This is a genomic window from Mumia sp. Pv4-285, from assembly GCF_041320275.1.
GTDB lineage: Bacteria > Actinomycetota > Actinomycetes > Propionibacteriales > Nocardioidaceae > Mumia > Mumia qirimensis.
On record NZ_CP162023.1, the window covers coordinates 2,602,663 to 2,619,721 of the forward strand.

At 71.7% G+C, this 17,059-nt stretch carries 12 protein-coding genes; 11 read left to right on the top strand and 1 reads right to left on the bottom strand.

The genetic code is table 11. The annotated features are described in order from the left end of the window. Nucleotides 1-18 precede the first annotated feature (18 nt). The 6 genes from AB3M34_RS12645 to AB3M34_RS12670 all read left to right on the top strand — a co-directional run bounded on the left by AB3M34_RS12645 (nucleotide 19) and on the right by AB3M34_RS12670 (nucleotide 7,718). On the top strand, nucleotides 19-1,143 hold the full coding sequence (locus AB3M34_RS12645; RefSeq protein WP_370614309.1) for a carbohydrate kinase family protein: 1,125 nt from the start codon (nucleotides 19-21) through the stop codon (nucleotides 1,141-1,143). Between the two features lie 14 nt (nucleotides 1,144-1,157). Further along, the gene (locus tag AB3M34_RS12650; protein WP_370614310.1) at nucleotides 1,158-2,525 is read left to right on the top strand and encodes an ABC transporter substrate-binding protein; all 1,368 of its coding nucleotides are present in this window, start codon (nucleotides 1,158-1,160) and stop codon (nucleotides 2,523-2,525) included. Continuing rightward, the gene (locus tag AB3M34_RS12655) at nucleotides 2,522-3,478 is read left to right on the top strand and encodes a carbohydrate ABC transporter permease (RefSeq protein WP_370614312.1); all 957 of its coding nucleotides are present in this window, start codon (nucleotides 2,522-2,524) and stop codon (nucleotides 3,476-3,478) included. Before AB3M34_RS12650 ends, AB3M34_RS12655 begins: the two co-directional genes overlap by 4 nt. Beyond that, complete coding sequence (locus AB3M34_RS12660) at nucleotides 3,475-4,284, top strand: carbohydrate ABC transporter permease (RefSeq protein ID WP_370614314.1); 810 nt, start codon at nucleotides 3,475-3,477, stop codon at nucleotides 4,282-4,284. Before AB3M34_RS12655 ends, AB3M34_RS12660 begins: the two co-directional genes overlap by 4 nt. 47 nt (nucleotides 4,285-4,331) lie before the next feature. Further along, on the top strand, nucleotides 4,332-7,172 hold the full coding sequence (locus tag AB3M34_RS12665) for a sugar-binding protein (RefSeq protein ID WP_370614316.1): 2,841 nt from the start codon (nucleotides 4,332-4,334) through the stop codon (nucleotides 7,170-7,172). A gap of 195 nt (nucleotides 7,173-7,367) precedes the next feature. After that, nucleotides 7,368-7,718: a hypothetical protein gene (locus AB3M34_RS12670; RefSeq protein WP_370614317.1), complete on the top strand. Its 351-nt coding sequence runs from the start codon at nucleotides 7,368-7,370 to the stop codon at nucleotides 7,716-7,718. A 7-nt stretch (nucleotides 7,719-7,725) separates the two neighbouring features. Here AB3M34_RS12670 and AB3M34_RS12675 read toward each other — a convergent pair whose 3' ends face one another. Beyond that, the gene (locus AB3M34_RS12675; protein ID WP_370614319.1) at nucleotides 7,726-8,238 is read right to left on the bottom strand and encodes a hypothetical protein; all 513 of its coding nucleotides are present in this window, start codon (nucleotides 8,236-8,238) and stop codon (nucleotides 7,726-7,728) included. Between the two features lie 151 nt (nucleotides 8,239-8,389). On the opposite strand from AB3M34_RS12675, the gene AB3M34_RS12680 reads away from it, so the two are divergent. From AB3M34_RS12680 to AB3M34_RS12700, 5 genes are read left to right on the top strand one after another with little or no spacing between them, the layout of a single operon-like run. Further along, a complete protein-coding gene (locus AB3M34_RS12680; RefSeq protein WP_370614321.1) occupies nucleotides 8,390-8,722 on the top strand; it encodes a hypothetical protein in 333 nt (110 codons plus the stop codon). Between the two features lie 49 nt (nucleotides 8,723-8,771). Then, the gene (locus AB3M34_RS12685) at nucleotides 8,772-9,977 is read left to right on the top strand and encodes a heparan-alpha-glucosaminide N-acetyltransferase domain-containing protein (RefSeq protein ID WP_370614323.1); all 1,206 of its coding nucleotides are present in this window, start codon (nucleotides 8,772-8,774) and stop codon (nucleotides 9,975-9,977) included. Between the two features lie 35 nt (nucleotides 9,978-10,012). Further along, complete coding sequence (locus tag AB3M34_RS12690; protein WP_370614325.1) at nucleotides 10,013-10,585, top strand: hypothetical protein; 573 nt, start codon at nucleotides 10,013-10,015, stop codon at nucleotides 10,583-10,585. A gap of 57 nt (nucleotides 10,586-10,642) precedes the next feature. Continuing rightward, on the top strand, nucleotides 10,643-13,765 hold the full coding sequence (locus tag AB3M34_RS12695; protein WP_370614327.1) for a PD-(D/E)XK nuclease family protein: 3,123 nt from the start codon (nucleotides 10,643-10,645) through the stop codon (nucleotides 13,763-13,765). Next, nucleotides 13,762-17,046, top strand: a complete 3,285-nt coding sequence (locus AB3M34_RS12700) for a UvrD-helicase domain-containing protein (RefSeq protein ID WP_370614328.1) — start codon at nucleotides 13,762-13,764, stop codon at nucleotides 17,044-17,046. The genes AB3M34_RS12695 and AB3M34_RS12700 overlap by 4 nt, the downstream gene beginning before the upstream one ends. The last annotated feature ends 13 nt before the right edge of the window (nucleotides 17,047-17,059 follow it).

The following is a 17,059-nucleotide window of genomic DNA, read 5'->3' on the forward strand; positions in this document are numbered from 1 at the left end:
TTGAGCGACACTCACGAGATGGCTGACGACTCCGCGGAGCAGGACAACGACGAGGCGTTCGATCTCTTCGTGACCGGCCCGGTGTTCCTCGACATCATCTTCACCGGCCTCCAGGAGGCGCCCGTCGGCGGGCGCGAGGTCATGACGTCCGGCATGGGATCGAGTCCCGGAGGCGTCGCCACCCTCGCGGTCGCCGCCTCCCGGCTGGGACTTCGCACCTCCCTCGGCGCGGCGTTCGGCGACGACATGTACGGCGACTACCTGTGGTCCACGCTCGCCGACGACGAGTCGATCGACCTCACCACCTCCCGCCGGTGCAGCGGCTGGCACTCCCCCGTGACGGTCTCGTTGGCGTACGACCAGGACCGCGCGATGATCACCCACGCCCACAACCCGCCGCAGATCGACGCCGGGCGCCCGAACCCTTCCCGCCCGCGGGCCCGAGCCGCGTTCGCCGACCTGGCGCACGACCGGCCCGACTGGATCGAGGACGCCCTCGCCAACGGCACCCTCGTGTTCGCCGACGTCGGATGGGACCCCACGGGCTCGTGGGACGCCGGCGCACTGAGCAGCCGGCTCGAAGGCTGCCACGCGTTCGTGCCCAACGCCGTCGAGGCGATGGCCTACACCGGTACGGACTCCCCCGGCGCCGCGCTCGAGCGGATCCGCGACTGGGTCCCGCTCGCCGTCGTGACGGCGGGCAGCTCCGGCTCGTACGCCGCTGACGCCGCCACCGGCGAAACCGCGTGGGCTCCCGCGCTGACCGTGCCCGCGCTCGACCCGACCGGCGCCGGCGACGTCTTCCTCGCGGCGCTCCTGGCGGGCACCCTGCGCGAGTGGCCGATCCTGCAGCGCCTCCGGTTCGCCAACCTGTGCGCCGCCCTGTCCGTCCGCGACTTCGGCGGTGCACTCGCCGCACCGGGCTGGGCCGCGATCTGCGACTGGTGGGAAGCCGTCGAGCCCGGGTCCTGGCTGGCCCGCGACTACGCGTTCCTCGAGGACATCCTCCCCACGGTCGAGCACCGGACGTACGGCCGGGCGGTCGCGACGATCGGATTCGTGGGGAGCCACCACGACCATGCACGTCACGACCCCGCACGACCCCATACCCGAGATTTCCGGATCGCCCGCCGCGGCGAATGACCTCAGGAGTCGCCATGACCCAACGTCCCGCATGGAAGGCGGTGCTCGCCGTCGCCGCGACGAGCGCCGTGCTCGCGTTGTCCGCCTGCACGCCCGGCGGGGACGGGGGTGACCAGGAGAGCAAGGACGCCAAGCCCGACGACATCCAGACCGACGTCGCCGCGATGGGCGACGTCACGCTCAACGTCTGGGACCAGGAGGTCCGCGGCGGTCAGGCGAAGCAGATCGAGGCGCTCAACGCCGCGTTCCAGGAGAAGTACCCGAACATCACGATCAAGCGGACGTCGAAGTCGTTCGACGACCTTCAGAAGACGGTCCGCCTGGCGATCACGAACGACGACCCGCCGGACGTCCTGCAGGTCAACAACGGTCGCGCCGACATGGGCCAGTTCGTGTCGGCCGGTCTGATCCAGTCGCTCGACGGGTACGCCGAGGTGTACGGCTGGGACGAGCGCTACCCCGAGTCGGTGCGGAGCACGGCGTCGTACAGCAAGGACGGCAAGACGTTCGGCGAGGGCAGCCTGTTCGGGATGCCGCAGGTCGGCGAGATGGTCGGCCTCTGGTACAACAAGTCGAAGCTCACCGATCTGGGCATCGAGCCGCCGAAGACCCTCGACGACTTCGAGAGCGCGATGAAGGCGGCCAAGGCCGCGGGCGAGCTCCCGGTGCAGCTCGGCAACGCCGAGGCCTGGCCGGCGATCCACGACTACGCCGTCGCGATGAACCAGTTCGTGCCGCGTGACGACACCCGTGCACTCGGCTACGGCCGCGAGGGCGCGTCATGGACGTCGGACGAGAACGTCGAGGGCGCAGACCTGTTCAAGGCCTGGGTGGACGCCGGCTACTTCACGCCCGAGTTCAACGCCGTTCCCAACGACACGTCCTGGCGCAACTTCGCGAAGGGCCAGGGCGTGTTCATGATCGGCGGGACCTGGTACCAGGCGGATCTCGAGGCGGCGATGGGCGACAACCTCGGCTTCGCCCTTCCGCCCGTCGGCCCCGTCGGTGAGCCCGCCGTCACCGGCGGCACGGGCCTCCCGTTCGCCATCGCCGATGCGAGCGAGCATGCCGACGCCGCCGCGGCGTACGTCGACTTCCTCACCAACGCGGACGCGATGAAGGTGATCCAGGAGAACGGCGGCCTGCCCGTCGTGGACGGAGACGCTGCCACCGCGGCGGGCGTGGGCAAGGAGGTCGTCACGGCGTGGAACACGGTCGGCGAGGAGGACTCCCTCGTCCCGTACCTCGACTGGGCGACGCCCGACATGAGCGACCTGATGGGCCAGGAGCTGCAGAAGCTGAGCGACGGCTCGATCGACACGGCAACGTTCCTGGACGCGCTGGAGACGAACTACTCGGAATTCACGGACCAGAACGAGTGACGAGCGACAGCACGGCGAGCGTCGCGGCCGGGGGTGCACCGAAGGAGGCGCAACCCCGGCCGGGCGCCCGGCGGCGTCACGGGCCGCCGGGCGAGCCGCGGGCGATCGCGTACCTCTACATCCTGCCGGGGTTCGTCGTCCTCACGCTGTTCCTGCTGGCGCCGCTGGCGTACGCGGTGTGGCTGTCGCTCTTCGAGTGGGACGGCCTCTCCCCCGGTACGTGGGTGGGCCTGCAGAACTACGTCGACGTCCTGACCGACCCGACGCTGCGCGCGCCGTTCCTGCACGCCCTCGTGCTGGTCGTGTTCTTCTCGCTGATCCCCGTCGTCCTCGGACTCCTCGCGGCCTCGCTGCTGATGCGGTCCACCGTCCGCGGCCGCGGCATCTTCCAGGCGGTCGTGTTCGTCCCGCAGGTGATCGCCCTCACCGTCGTGGCGGTGGCCTGGAAGCGGATCCTCGCCCCGGACGGCCCGCTCAACGACGTCCTGCGCGCGATCGGGCTCGACGGTCTCGCACGAGGGTGGCTCGGTGATCCCGACACGGCTCTGGTCGCGATCGGCATCGTCGGCACCTGGCTCGGCGCAGGGCTCTGCACGGTGCTCTTCCTCGCCGGGCTCTCCCGCATGCCGCGCTCCGTCTACGACGCCGCTCGTCTCGACGGCGTCGGGTTCTTCCGCGAGACCTTCGTGATCAGCCTGCCCTCGCTGCGCAACGAGCTCGCCGTCGCCCTGACGCTGACGATGGTCGCCGCGCTGCGGACGTTCGACCTCGTCTACCTGATGACCTCGGGCGGACCCGGCGGGGCGACGGCCGTCCCGGCGTACGAGGTCTACATGAAGTCGATGCGTCAGGGCGAGGTCGGCACCGGCGTCACCATCGCCCTGATCCTGGCCGCGTTCATCATGCTGCTCACCGTGCTGGTGAACCGGATCCCGGAGCGTGAGGAGCGATGAACGAGTCCCGGATCGAGCGCAGCGTCACGATCGTCGTCCTGGCGCTGGGGACGGTGGCCGCGCTGTTCCCGATCGCGATGATCATCGCGTCGGCGTTCCTCTCCGACAACCCCAACGAGTCCGGCATCGTCTGGACCAACTTCGCGACGGCGTGGGACCAGGGCCACTTCTCGACCTACATGCGGTCCAGCGTGATCGTCACGGTGTCGGTGGTCATCCTGGCCACGGCGCTCTCGTGCCTGCTCGGCTACGCGTTCGGCACGATGCGGTTCCGCGGCTCGTCGGTGCTGTTCTACGTCCTGCTGCTCGGGCTGATGGTGCCCAACGAGGCGATCGTCGTCCCGCTGTACTACCAGCTCCAGGAGCTCGGCCAGACCAACACCTACCAGGCGCTGATCTTCCCGCAGGTCGCCCAGTCGCTGGCCTTCGGCACGTTCTGGATGCGGGCCTACTTCCGGGGGACCTCGCGCGAGCTCGTGGAGGCCGCGCGCCTCGACGGCGCGGGGCACTTCCGCGTGCTCTGGTCGGTCCTGCTCCCGATGGGCAGGCCGGCCATCATCACGATGGTCGTGCTGTTCTCGATGTGGACCTGGAACGAGTTCCTGCTGCCGCTGGTGATGATCCCCAGCAACGAGGACCTGCGTACGGCGCCGCTCGGGCTCACCTTCTTCAGCGGCCAGTACACCGGGTCGCCGTCGCTGCTCGCGGCCGCCGCGCTGATCGTCGCGCTCCCGATGCTCGTCATCTACCTGATCGCCCAACGTCACTTCATCCGCGGCATGACCGAGGGGGCAGTGAAGGGGTGATGCGCGTCCGACGCGGACGCAACCCACTGGTGAAAGAAGGGGGACTCATGATCCAGCGTACGAAGCACACGACGAAATCCACCGGGGCCGCTCCGCCACGACGATGGCGCACGCTCGCCACGGCCTCGGCCGCAGCGGCTCTCGTCGGCGCAGGTCTCGTCACCGGCCCGGCAGCGGCCGCACCGTCGTCGGGCGGCAACGACGCCCGCGCGGCGTCCAAGAAGGCGGAGGTGACCGACCTCGACGTCCTGTTCGTCGGGGCACACCCCGACGACGAGTCGGGCCGGCTCTCCACGTTCGGTCAGTGGGGAGAGCAGTACGGCAGCCGCGTCGGTGTCGTCACCATCACCCGGGGCGAGGGCGGCGGGAACGCCGTCGGCCCCGAGGAGGGCCCCGCACTGGGCCTGATCCGCGAGCGCGAGGAGCGCGCCGCGGTCGGGACCGCCGACGTACGGGACGTCTTCAACCTCGACAAGGTCGACTTCTACTACTCCGTGAGCGCACCCCTGCACCAGCAGGCGTGGGACGCGGAGGACACCCTCGAACGGCTCGTCCGGATCGTGCGCGAGACCCGGCCCGACGTCGTCGTCACCATGACCCCGGCCCCGACTCCTGGCAACCACGGCGGTCACCAGGAGGCAGCCCGCCTGGCGGCGGAGGCGTACGCCGTCGCCGGCGATCCGTCCCGCTTCCGGTCGCAGATCACCAAGGAGGGCCTGCGGCCGTACGCCCCCGCGAAGCTGTTCCTGAACTCCGCCCGAGGCAGCGGTCAGCCCGGCTCGTCGTGCCCCCGTTCCTTCACACCGACCGATCCCACCGACGACGTGTACGGCGTCTGGGCCGGGGCGCGCTCGGCGGCCAGCGGCAAGACCTGGGCGCTCGTCGAGCGTGAGGCGCAGCGCAAGTACGCCTCGCAGGGCTGGGCCGGATTCCCGGACCCGAGCTCCGATCCCGAGGCGATCGCCTGCGACTACTTCACGCAGGTCGCGTCGCGGGTCCCGTTCGCCCGTGGGGACCAGTCCGCCGCCGCGGCGTCTCCGGGGACGATGCTCCAGGGTGCCGTGCTCCAGGCTCGCGACGGGCTCCCGCTCGGCACGGGCCTCGAGCTGACTGCTGAGACCGTCGACGTCGTTCCCGGAGAGTCCGTGACACTCAAGGCGCGGCTCACTGCACCGAAGCGCTCCCGCCTCGTGCGTGCGACAGGCACGGTCACGCTGCCGGACGGCTGGCGAGGGACACGGTCCGTGGCGTTCGGCACCGTCCGCCGCGGCAAGACCGTCACGCGAAGCATCCGCGTCACAGCACCGAGCGACGCGACACCGAACGCTCGCGTGCTGGTCGGCCTCGACGTACGTTCCGGCTCCCGCGCGGGCTACACCAACCAGAAGCTGTCGGTGACTCCGGACGTCTCCGGCACCCAGCAGCTCCTGCCGCAGGTCGCGGAGTTCGAGGAGTGGGCGCCGACGGTCGGCCTGCCGCAGCTGCGCGGCCTCGTCGCGCCGGTGCTGACGCTGCCCAGCGGTGGCACCCGCACGGTCGGTGTCGATGTCACGAACCACAGCGACACCGCCCAGTCCGGGACGGTCACCGTGGACCTGCCCGAGGGCTTCACGGCGGCGGACGACTCCGTCGCGTACGAGGCCCTCGCGCCGGGCGAGACGCGACGCCTGGACCTGGAGGTGACGAACACCGACGACACCCTGCCCACGTCCAACGAGGGCGGCGCCGGCGGTGACTACGCCTACACGATCACGACGACCAGCGCGTCCGGGTCGTCCACCGCGACGGCTGCGCTCGAGCTGGTGCCGACGACACAGGTCGGCGAGACCGCTGCGCCGACGCTGGACGGCACCGTCGGCGACGGTGAGTACGCGTCGACGATCGACCTGTCGCGGCGGTGGGAGGGCGAGGCGTGCACGTCGCCGGCCGACTGCAGCGCGACGGGCCACGTCACGCGGTCCGGTGACGACCTGTACGTCGCCGCCGAGGTGACCGACGACGTACAGAGCGCTGTGCTCGCGGCGTCGGACTGCAAGCGTCACTGGCGCGTCGACTCGGTGGAGGTCGCCATCGACCCGGCCGGGACGTCGGAGAACACGTCGACGACCTTCAAGATCGGAGCGCTCCCGTTCACGGCGGAGGGTCAGTCGTGCGCCGCACGCGACGCCGACCACACCCAGGGACCGATCGGGGCGTTCCCGATGACGGGCGAGGGTGGCTCGGACGAGACCACGCTCGACCCGGGCAACGTGGCGCCCGGGTTCGCGATGGCCTCCTCGGTCACCACGCCGTACACCGGCTACGTCGTCGAGATGAAGATCCCGCTGGCAGCGCTGCCGGCGACGGTCGATCCCGAGCGCATGGGGTTCAACATGTTCGTCTACGACTCCGACACGCAGGACAAGGCCGGCCAGACCCGCATCGGCTGGTCCACCTGGGGCGGCGTCCAGGGCGACCCGTACCGGTGGGGTCGTGTCGAGCTCGGCGGCGACGCACCTCCGGAGGTGGAGAGCACGCCGCCGAAGCTCGACTTCCCGGCGCTCGACAGCCTCGAGTCGCCGCAGTCGATCGAGCAGGCCGTACGCTCCGGCGTCGGCCTTTCGGGACTCCCCACCCTCGCGCCGAGGTCGACCGCACGCGTGGTGCGGGCGACGGTGCGCGGCAGCACGGCCGTGGTGACGGTCGACGTCTACAGGCGTGGCACCGCGCACCTGTTCGCGGTGACCGGTGCCGACGTGCAGGAGGTCGGGTCGGCAGAGGTGTCGCTGCGGCCAGGGCGGCAGCAGGTCCGCATCCCGCTGACGGGAGCGCCGACGTCGGTCCTCCTCGGGTTCGACCCCGATGGTGGGACCGCCGGCACGGCGAGCTCGTCGACGACGGTGCGGTAACGCTGCGGCCCGACTCGACCGCCGCCACCTGGTCCGCGACCCGCGGGCCAGGTGGCGGTGCGCCTCGGGAGTGGCGAGCCTCACAGACTGCTGACCGTCATACCGGGCGCATTACCACGTCTCTTCCATACTGGACAGAGACGACGAACCGGACATCTCGGGACGTCGCTGTGAGGCTGAGAACGAGGAGTACGCATGTTCGGCATCGACTACGTGGTCGCCGCGGTGACGGTCCGCCGCACGGTCGACGGACGCCGTGCCGACCGCGGCCAGGTGTTCGTCGTGGCCGACGTCGAGCTGACCAACCTCGACGAAGAGGCGGTGACCATCTCCGCGGTCCCCGCGGTCTTCGTCGCCGCCGACGGCACCGAGCATCCGCCGGTCGCTCCGGAGGAGTGGCTGGCACGCGGCATGCGCCTGCTCCCCCACGTGCGGCACCACGTCCGCGTCCTGTTCGAGGTGCCGGCGATGCTCGCTCCGAGCGGGGCCGTCCGCTTCCCCCGCAACGAGAAGCCGGCTCCGCAGCGTCTCCACCTCGCCTCGTAGCGGCGGTTCAGCCGCGGGCCAGCCGTCGCACGGGCCGCGCGTCGTCGAACGACGACCCGCGCATCGTCCGAGCCGCGACGTAGACCTTCCGCGTCCGGTGGCCGTCGAGGCACGCGCGTGGGACCGAGATACTGACGGTGCCGGTCGCCCGCTTCCACGAGCCGCGAAGCCCGTCGCACTGCCGAGGAGTGGTGTCGAAGTGGTCGAAGAACAGCAGCCGCGTGGTCGCAGGCCGGCCCGGCTTCTTGCGGACCACCGCGACGTACCCGGCCTCGAAGATGCCGAACCTGCTGACGGCGAGCGACGCGCGGCCCCGCCTTCCGAGGTCCGGCACCCGGATCCGGGCGGACACCCGCGCCTCGGTGTGCCGGTACGACACGTGCGTGAGGTCGATCCGCGCCGGGGCGTCTCCGGCACGGTCGGTCCGCGACCGTTCCTCGGCGGAGGCCGGCGCCGAGCTCAGAGCCAGTGCGGCGGCACAGGACACGGTCACGACGGCGATGGACGTTCGGGTCAACATGGCGACCCCTCTCGTTGAGCGTCCTTCCACTGTCCGCCCGCGAAGGGTCAGCGTCCCCGCCCGTTGTCCACATGACAGATCCGAGAGCGGTGACCCTCGTGCCACGTAGCCTCGATCGAGTTCCCCCACCCGACCGACGAGGGGGACGACCATGAGCACCATCGACCGTACGGTCACCGCCGTCGTCGTCCGTCGTTCGGCAGGAGACCGTCAGCCGAGCCCCGGCCACGTCCTCGTCGTCGCCGACGTCGCTGTCAGCAGCCGCGGCCATGACGTGACGATCGGCTCGCTGCCGGCCGTATTCGTCGCCTCGGACGGGAGCGAGCACTCGGCACTGCCGCTCGACGCGGTGAGTGCGGCGGTCGTCCTCGAGCCGTACACGACCCACCCCGTACGCGTGGTCTTCGACGTCCCTCGCGGCCTGGCCCTGAGCGGGCGGGTTCGCTTCGCCGGCAGCCGGGCGGCCGCGCACGCCGTACGCTGAGCGCATGACGCACCACCCGCGCGCGGGCTCGGCCTGACGAGGACTGGCGGTGTCGTCCGCGACCGGCACGCGCGGCACAGGCCGCTCCACGATCACCTCGACGCGACGACTTCTCGGGGTGGACGCGGCCCGCGCGATCGCGCTGATCGGGATGATGGCCACGCACCTCGAGCCGAAGATCGGCGGCGACGGCGAGGTGTCCACGGCTCACCTGCTCGCCGCGGGGCGGGCCTCGGCGCTCTTCGCGCTGCTCGCTGGTGTCGGGATCGCGCTCGCCAGCGGAGGCACGACACCGCCGCGTGGTCGCGGGTGGGCCGGATCCGCAGCAGCGACCGCGGCGCGCGCCGGCGTGATCTTCGCGGTCGGGTTGTTCCTCGCGGCCTTCGACTCCGGGCTGGCCGTGATCCTGTGCTACTACGGGGTGCTGTTCCTGGTCGCGTTGCCGGTGCTGCCGCTGCGGGCGGGCTGGCTCCTCGGGATCGGAGCGGCATGGACGGTTCTCGGGCCCGTCCTGAGCCAGTGGCTGCGCCACGACGACCCGATGTCGCTCGACGTCGCGGTGCCGAATCTCGTCACGCTGCTGACGGACCCAGTGGGAACAGCATCGAGCGTGGTGCTCACCGGCTACTACCCGGTGCTGACGTGGACCGCATACCTGCTCGTCGGGATGGGCATCGGGAGGCTGCCCCTCGGGCGTACGGCGGTCGCGGCCGCGATCGCCGCCGGTGGCACCGTGCTCGCCGTGGCGGCGTACGCAGGGTCCTCGCGATGGCTGACCGGTGGGGGGCTCGCCGAGCTGGAGGCGGCCGGCACCGGTGGTCACCTCACGACGGGGCCGATCGACGCCGACGTCCTGCACGTCGCCTTCTACGGCACCACACCGACCACGACGTGGTCCTGGCTCGGGATCGCATCGCCGCACTCCGGCGCGCCTCCCGACCTGCTGCAGACCCTCGGCAGCGCGCTCGCGGTGCTCGGAGTGATGCTCCTGCTCGAGCGGGTGACCGGGCGGGCACTGTGGCCCGTCGCAGCGATCGGGAGCATGACCTTCACGCTCTACACCCTGCACGTCGTCCTGGTCGCGACGCTGCTCCCGCCGGAGACCGACGACGCGCTGCTCATCCATGTCGCCATCGCCGCGGCCACAGCGATCCCCTGGCGCCGCTACGTCGGGCGCGGGCCGCTGGAAGCCCTCGCGGCGGCCGCCGCACGACGCGCACGCCAGGCGGTGGTCGACCCGAGCCCGGCCGCGTGACGGGTGCGTCCACCCGCGCCACGTACGATCGCTCCGTGACTGTCAGCACCTTCCGGATCGGCGATGGACAGCCGGTCGCGTACGAGACCGCGAAGCACCTCTGGGCCAAGAGCGCCCGCGACGTCCTGGGCGAGACGGCGGGCACGTACGGGGGCGACATCACCGCGGCCCAGCTCGCCGACGCCGTTCAGCGGCGTACGAGCGTGAAGACGACCGCAGCCGTCTCGACGTGGATGGCCGACGTGCTCGAGGAGGTTGCGGCGGACGCTCACGGACGCGGAGAGCCCGCCATCACGTCGCTGTGCGTGCGGCCGGACGGGACGGTCGAGGAGGGCTACGGGGCGGCTCTCTCCCGGCTGACCGGCGCACCCGTCACCGACACCGAACGGCACGCGGCCGAGCAGCGGTTCGCCTGCTACCAACGGTTCGGCGCACCGCTCCCCGCCGACGGAGGGCGGCCCTCGCCGTCGCGGAGGACGGTCGAGGCGCGCCGTGTCCCGCCGGCGCGGCGGGAGCCGGCGGCACGGAAGGTGGAGCGCCCCGTGGTCGTGTGCCCGCGCTGCTTCATGCAGCTGCCGGCGACCGGCGTGTGCGACTCCTGCGGCTGACGTCGCCGAACGTCCGCGCCCCCCGATACGGTCGGTAGCACCACGAGAGGGGGACGGATGTCGACTCGGGTCCTGACCACGCCGTACGGGCGTGCTGCGCTCGACACGCTGCGTGACGTCGTCGCCGAGGCGAAGGCCGCCGACCGCATGGCACCGGTCACCGTGCTGGTGCCGACCAACGTCGCGGGCATCGCCGCCCGCCGCCACCTGGCGCGCGGCCTCGACGTACGCGGGCCCGGAGTCGCCGCGGTCACCGTCACCACGCTCACCCGGCTCGCCGAGCAGATCGCGGCCGCCACGATGCACCCGCGCCGCCCGGCGACCCAGCCCGTCGTGGCAGCGGCCTGGCGACAGGCGCTCGACCAGGACCCCGGCATCTTCGAGACGGTGAAGGACCATCCCGCGACCATCCGCGCGTTGGCCTCCGCTCACCGCGAGCTGCGCGACCTCTCCATCGACGGTCGCGCGCGCGCTCATGACTCCACCGGCCTGTCGGCCGACCTGCTCCGCCTGCACGAGCGCGTCGTCGCCCGCACCGCCACGGACTACTACGACCCGACCGACCTGCTGCTCGAGGCGACGCGACGCGTGGACGAGGACCCCGACGGGTCAGCGTCGTACGGCACCGTCGTCGTCTACCTTCCCCAGCGCCTCAGCCACGCCGAGTCGGGTTTCGCTCGCGCGCTCGCGCAGGGCGCCGACTGCGTCGTCGTCACCGGCATGACCGGGGTGCGGCGAGCCGACTCCGCCGTCCGCCGGAGCCTGGACCGGATGGGTGTCGCGATCCCCGACGACGAGCCCGCCGGCCCGCGCCCCGTCGCCAGTCGCGTCCTGCACGCCTCCGACGCCGACGACGAGGTGCGTTGCGTGGTGCGGGAGGTCGTGTCAGCGCTCGAGACCACTCCCGCCCACCGGGTCGCCGTCCTCTACGGGTCTCGCGTCCCGTACGCACGCCAGCTGCACGAGCACCTCGCCGCCAGCGGCCTCACCGTGAACGGCCCCGCGACGCGCTCCGTGCAGGAGCGCGCGATCGCGCGGGCCTTCCTCGCCCTGCTCGAGGTCGGCCGCGCGGACCTGCCCCGCGCCGAGACGTTCGTCGCGCTCGCCGAGGCGCCGGTGCTGGCGTTCTCCGACGAGCGGGTCCCGGTGGCGCGATGGGAGCGCGTCTCCCGGCGAGCCGGCATCGTCGGCCAGGGTGACTGGGCGGCCCGCCTCACCACGTTCATCGCCGACCAGATCCGCACGAAGGACGAGGAGCTGGCTCAAGAGAGTCCGCGCGACGCCCGCGTCGCCGCATCCGACCGCGAGATCGACGCAGCGACCGCGCTGCTCAGGTTCGTCGAGCGGCTCCAGCAACGGTTCTCCGACGCCGCACGCATCACGCGCTGGGACGCCATGCGCTCCTGGGCGCTCGACCTCCTGCACGACCTGTACGGCAGGTCCGACACGTGGACGCGGCTGCCTGCCGAGGAGCAGTACGCCGCCGTGGTCCTCGAGTCCGCGCTGCACAGCCTCGCAACCTTGGACGCGTTCGACCTCGCGGCGGACGTCGAGACGCTCGCGGAGGTCCTGAGCCTCGAGCTCGAGTCGTCCCTCCCCCGTGTCGGCCGCTACGGCGAGGGCGTCTTCGTCGGGCCGGTGTCGGCGGCGATCGGCTTGGACCTCGACGAGGTCTTCGTGCTCGGCCTCGCCGAGGACGCGTTCCCCGGCCGGCTCCACGAGGACGCGCTGCTCAGCGACACGCTGCGGACGGCGACCGGTGAGCTCGACCCACTGCGCGCGAGCCTCGACGACCTGCAGCGCCACCTGCTCGCGGCGCTCGCCTCCGCCCCGCGTGCGACGGCGTCGTTCCCGCGTGGAGACCTGCGCCGGAGCACCGAGCGGCTCCCCAGCCAGTTCCTGCTGCCGAGCCTGCGCGCGCTGACCGACAACAAGGCGCTCGCCGCGACCGAGTGGAACCAGCCCGACAAGTACCGTGCTCCGACCGACGGGGTGATCGTCGGGAGCCGTTCGTACGCCGACGGCGTGCTCACCGGCGAGGTCCCGGCGAGCGAGCAGGAGTGGCAGATCCGGGCCGCGGCCACAGAGACGCCGCTGGCTCCCGAGCCGGCCGCCCTGCTGGCCGCGGCCAGGGCACTCGTCGACGCGCGAGCGAGCGCGGAGTTCACTCGTTACGACGGCAACCTCGACGGCGCCGGCGGGCTGCCGGACTATGCGCACGGCGACCGGGTCGTGTCCCCCACCGCACTCGAGTCGTACGCGCGGTGCCCGTTCGCGTACTTCGTCGAGCGACTGCTCGGCGTCACCCCTCTCGAGCAGCCCGAGGAGATCATCCAGATCTCGGCGGCCGAGATCGGCACGCTCGTGCACGGGGCCCTCGACCAGCTCGTCACCGAGGCCGCCGACGCCGGCACCCTGCCGTCGTACGCCGAGCCGTGGAGCGCCGCGCACCATCGGAGGATGCAGGAGCTGGTCACCGTCCGCGCGACGAACCTGGTGGAGCGTGGCCTCACCGGGCACCGCCGGCTCTGGGAAGCGGAGCTCGACGCGCTCCGCATCGTGGTCGCACGGATGCTCGCCGACGACGACTCGTTCCGTGCCGAGCGCGACGCCGAGGTGGTGCGCAGCGAGCTCGAGTTCGGCATGGGCGACGCTCCCCCGGTCGAGGTCCCGTTGCCCGACGGTCGCGTGCTGATGCGCGGCAGCGCCGACAAGGTCGACCGCACCCGCGACGGCCGCCTGCTGGTCACCGACGTGAAGACCGGCAGGGCTGACGCGTTCCGCGTGCTCAACGACGACCCCGTCGCCGCGGGCACGAAGCTGCAGCTGCCCGTCTACGCGTACGCCGCCCGGGACCGCGTCGTCGACAAGCCCAGCACCGGCGTCGAAGCGATGTACTGGTTCGTCCGCCGCAACGCCGGCGAGCGCATCCCGGTCACGCTGGACGAGGCTCTCGAGATCCAGTACGCGCAGACGCTCCAGACGCTCGTCGACGGCATCGCCTCCGGGGTGTTCGTCGGACGCCCCAGCTCCCAGCCGGCGTACGGGTTCGTCGAGTGCGAGTTCTGCACGCCGGGCGGGCTCGGCCACAAGGAGGCGCGTCAGCGCTACGAGGACAAGCGCGGCGACGCCGCGCTCGAACGGCTCGTGCGACTGGTTGACCCGGAGGCGCTCGCATGACCACCGAGACGACGCTGCCCGATGCCGAGGCACGGCACCGCATCACGACCGAGACGCACCGCAACCTCTTCGTGGAGGCGGGCGCCGGGTCCGGCAAGACCCGAGCGCTGGTCGACCGTGTCACGTCGCTCGTGCTGGACGGCGCCGACCCCGTCCCGTTGCGCCACATCGCGGCCGTGACGTTCACCGAGAAGGCCGGCGCGGAGCTGCGCGACCGGCTCCGCGCGAACTTCGAGAAGGCGCGGCGCGACGCCACGACGCCGGGTCGCGCAGCCCGTGCGACCGAGGCCCTCGAGGACCTCGACTCCGCGGCGATCGGCACGCTGCACGCGTTCGCGCAACGCATCCTGGCGCGGCACCCGATCGAGGCGGGTCTGCCTCCGCTCATCGAGGTCCTCGACGAGGTCGCCTCGTCGGTGGCGTTCGAGGAGCGTTGGGCGGCGATGCAGCGGCGGCTGCTCGACGACGACGCGCTCGGAGACGCCGTGCTCCTCGCCCTGTCCGCCGGCGTCAAGCTCGACCACCTCCGGTCGCTGACACGCGCGTTCAGTGCCGACTGGGACCTCATCTCGGACCACCTGCCCGAAGCCGTCCCCGCGGTCGTGCTCGCGGACGTCAGCGCACTCGTCGAGGATGCGAGCCTGCTGGCCGCGCGGGCGGCCGAGTGCACGGACGATGCCGACAAGTTCCTCGAGCGCCTCGCCGGCTTCGGCGCATGGGGCGAGGCCTTGCGGACCGCGGTCGACGACCGTGCGCGTTACGGCGCGCTGCTCGCCGCTGCGGAGCTCAAGGTCTCGTACGGACGCAAGCAGAACTGGCCGGACCTCGAAGGCGTGAAGGACGCGTGCAAGGAGCTCCAGCGTCGTGCGAAGGCGGCTGCCGCAGAGGTCACCGAGGCGACGATCCGACCGCTCGCATCGTGGATCGCCCGCATGGTGCGCACCGACGCGCAACGCCGGACGGCCGAAGGACGCCTCGAGTTCCACGACCTGCTCGTCGTGGCGCGCGAGGTGCTGCGGCGTGATGCCGGGGTTCGCGCCGCCCTCCAAGCGCAGTACCCGCGCCTTCTCCTCGACGAGTTCCAGGACACCGATCCGATCCAGATCGAGCTGGCTGTCCGGATCGCCGGCGGGTCCAGCGCGAGCGAGCACGACTGGCACGACGTCCATGTGCCGCCCGGGTCGCTCTTCGTCGTGGGCGACCCCAAGCAGTCGATCTATCGTTTCCGCCGAGCGAGCATCGCGCTCTATCTCGACACCCAGGACTGGTTCGGTGCCGACGACCACGTCACTCTCACCAGCAACTTCCGGACGGTCGACCCGGTTCTGCAGTGGGTCAACGGGGTCTTCGGTGAGGTGATCCAGGCCGAGCCGGGCACACAGCCGTCGTACGTCCCGCTCGACAGTCACCGGACCGACGCCCCGCCCGTCGGACCCGCGGTCAGCGTGCTGGGCCGCGACGAGCACACCGACAAGCTCCGAGCAGACCCGCTTCGGGCGCTCGAGGCCGACGACGTGGCGGCGACGATCCGGCGTGCCGTCGACGAGTCCTGGACGGTGTGGGACGACGGCGCTCACCAGTGGCGGCCGATCGCGCTCGCCGATGTCGCGATCCTCATCCCGTCTCGCCTCTCCCTGGGCGCGCTGGAGACCGCGCTCGATCGCGAGGGCATCGCCTACCGCGCCGAGTCCAGCTCGCTCGTGTACCAAGCCGCAGAGATCCGCGACCTGATGACGACGGCCCAGGCCATCGCCGACCCGAGCGACCAGTTCGCCGTCGTCCTGGCGCTGCGTTCTCCCCTCTTCGGGTGTGGCGACGACGACCTCTGGACCTGGAAGCAGGCCGGCGGGTCCTTCCACGTCCTCGCTCCCACGACCGAGACGCTCCAGCGGCTCGGCACGGAGGCCCATCCTGTCGCCGCTGCCCTCGACGCGTTGCGCGACCTTCTCTGGCGTGCCCGCTGGATGACACCGAGCGAGGTGCTCGCGACGATCGTCACCGAGCGTGTGATGTCCGAGGTCGCGGCCGCGTCTCCGAGGTCGCGCGACCGCTGGCGTCGCCTCCGGTTCGTCGTCGACCAGGCACGCGCGTGGTCGGAGGTCGAGCACGGCGGTCTCCGCGCATACCTCGGGTGGGCTGGCCGCCAGGCCGACGAGACCGCACGCGTGGCGGAGGCCGTGCTGCCGGAGACCGACGTCGACGCTGTGCGCATCATGACGGTCCACGGTGCCAAGGGGCTCGAGTTCCCGATGGTGGTGCTGTCGGGCATGAGCACGGCGCCGCAGCGGCGGCGGGGTGTCCAGCTCTTGTGGACGGACGGCGGCTACGAGGTGAAGCTCGTCGGCCAGGTCCAGACCAACGACTTCGAGCAGGCCGCCCCGGTCGACGAGCAGATGGACACGCAGGAGCGGCGACGGCTGCTGTACGTCGCCGCCACACGAGCGCGAGACCACCTCGTCGTCTCGTTGCACCGCGCGCCTGGCGGAAGCCCCGACACGAATGCCCGGGTCCTCGCAGGCGCCGCCGCAGGCGATCCCCGCTGGTCGAGCGCTTCCCCAGCCGGCGGAGCGACCGCATCGGACCGAGACCGCTCGACGACTCCCGCCGTCACAGCTCCGCCGCCCGACCTCGACACGTGGCAGGCGTTCATGGCCGACATCCGTGCGGCGACCGCGCTGAAGCCCGTCCAGAGTGCGTCGGGACTCGAGGGCACGGAGCCTGACGTCGTCCTGGTCGAGGATCCCTCCACGACGGCCGGTCAGGCCAAGGGCGGGCGCGACGTGGAGCTCCCACCCTGGCGAAAAGGCAGGTACGGGTCAGCCGTCGGCCGCGCGGTCCACGGTGTCCTGCAAGGGGTGGACCTCGCGACCGGCAGCGGCCTCGACGACGCGGTGGCCGCCCAGTGCCAGGCGGAGGGCGTGATGGAGTTCGACGAGGAGGTGCGCGCCCTTGCTCTCTCGGCTCTCGAAGCCCCGCTCGTCAAGCGCGCCGCCGAACGCGAGCACTGGCGAGAGTCGTACGTCGGCACGGTCGCCGAGGACGGCACCGTGATCGAGGGATTCGTCGACCTGATCTATCGCGAGGACGACGGCTCCCTCTGCATCATCGACTACAAGACCGACGACGTCCCGCGTGAGGCGCTTCGTGCTCGCACCGTGTTCTACCAGCCGCAGGTGGCGGCGTACGAAGCCTGCCTCGTCGCCGCGACCGGCGCACGCGTCTCCACGTCACTGCTGTTCCTCGGAGTCGGCCGTGAGGCGTGGGAGGTCTCGGTCGGCTGACGACCGCCCACGG

Coding starts and splice junctions, on each gene's coding strand:
- AB3M34_RS12650 (WP_370614310.1), top strand. CDS start 1,158: ATGACCCAACGTCCCGCATGGAAGGCGGTGCTCGCCGTCGCCGCGACG.
- AB3M34_RS12695 (WP_370614327.1), top strand. CDS start 10,643: ATGTCGACTCGGGTCCTGACCACGCCGTACGGGCGTGCTGCGCTCGAC.
- AB3M34_RS12660 (WP_370614314.1), top strand. CDS start 3,475: ATGAACGAGTCCCGGATCGAGCGCAGCGTCACGATCGTCGTCCTGGCG.
- AB3M34_RS12670 (WP_370614317.1), top strand. CDS start 7,368: ATGTTCGGCATCGACTACGTGGTCGCCGCGGTGACGGTCCGCCGCACG.
- AB3M34_RS12665 (WP_370614316.1), top strand. CDS start 4,332: ATGATCCAGCGTACGAAGCACACGACGAAATCCACCGGGGCCGCTCCG.
- AB3M34_RS12675 (WP_370614319.1), bottom strand. CDS start 8,238: ATGTTGACCCGAACGTCCATCGCCGTCGTGACCGTGTCCTGTGCCGCC.
- AB3M34_RS12680 (WP_370614321.1), top strand. CDS start 8,390: ATGAGCACCATCGACCGTACGGTCACCGCCGTCGTCGTCCGTCGTTCG.
- AB3M34_RS12700 (WP_370614328.1), top strand. CDS start 13,762: ATGACCACCGAGACGACGCTGCCCGATGCCGAGGCACGGCACCGCATC.
- AB3M34_RS12645 (WP_370614309.1), top strand. CDS start 19: ATGGCTGACGACTCCGCGGAGCAGGACAACGACGAGGCGTTCGATCTC.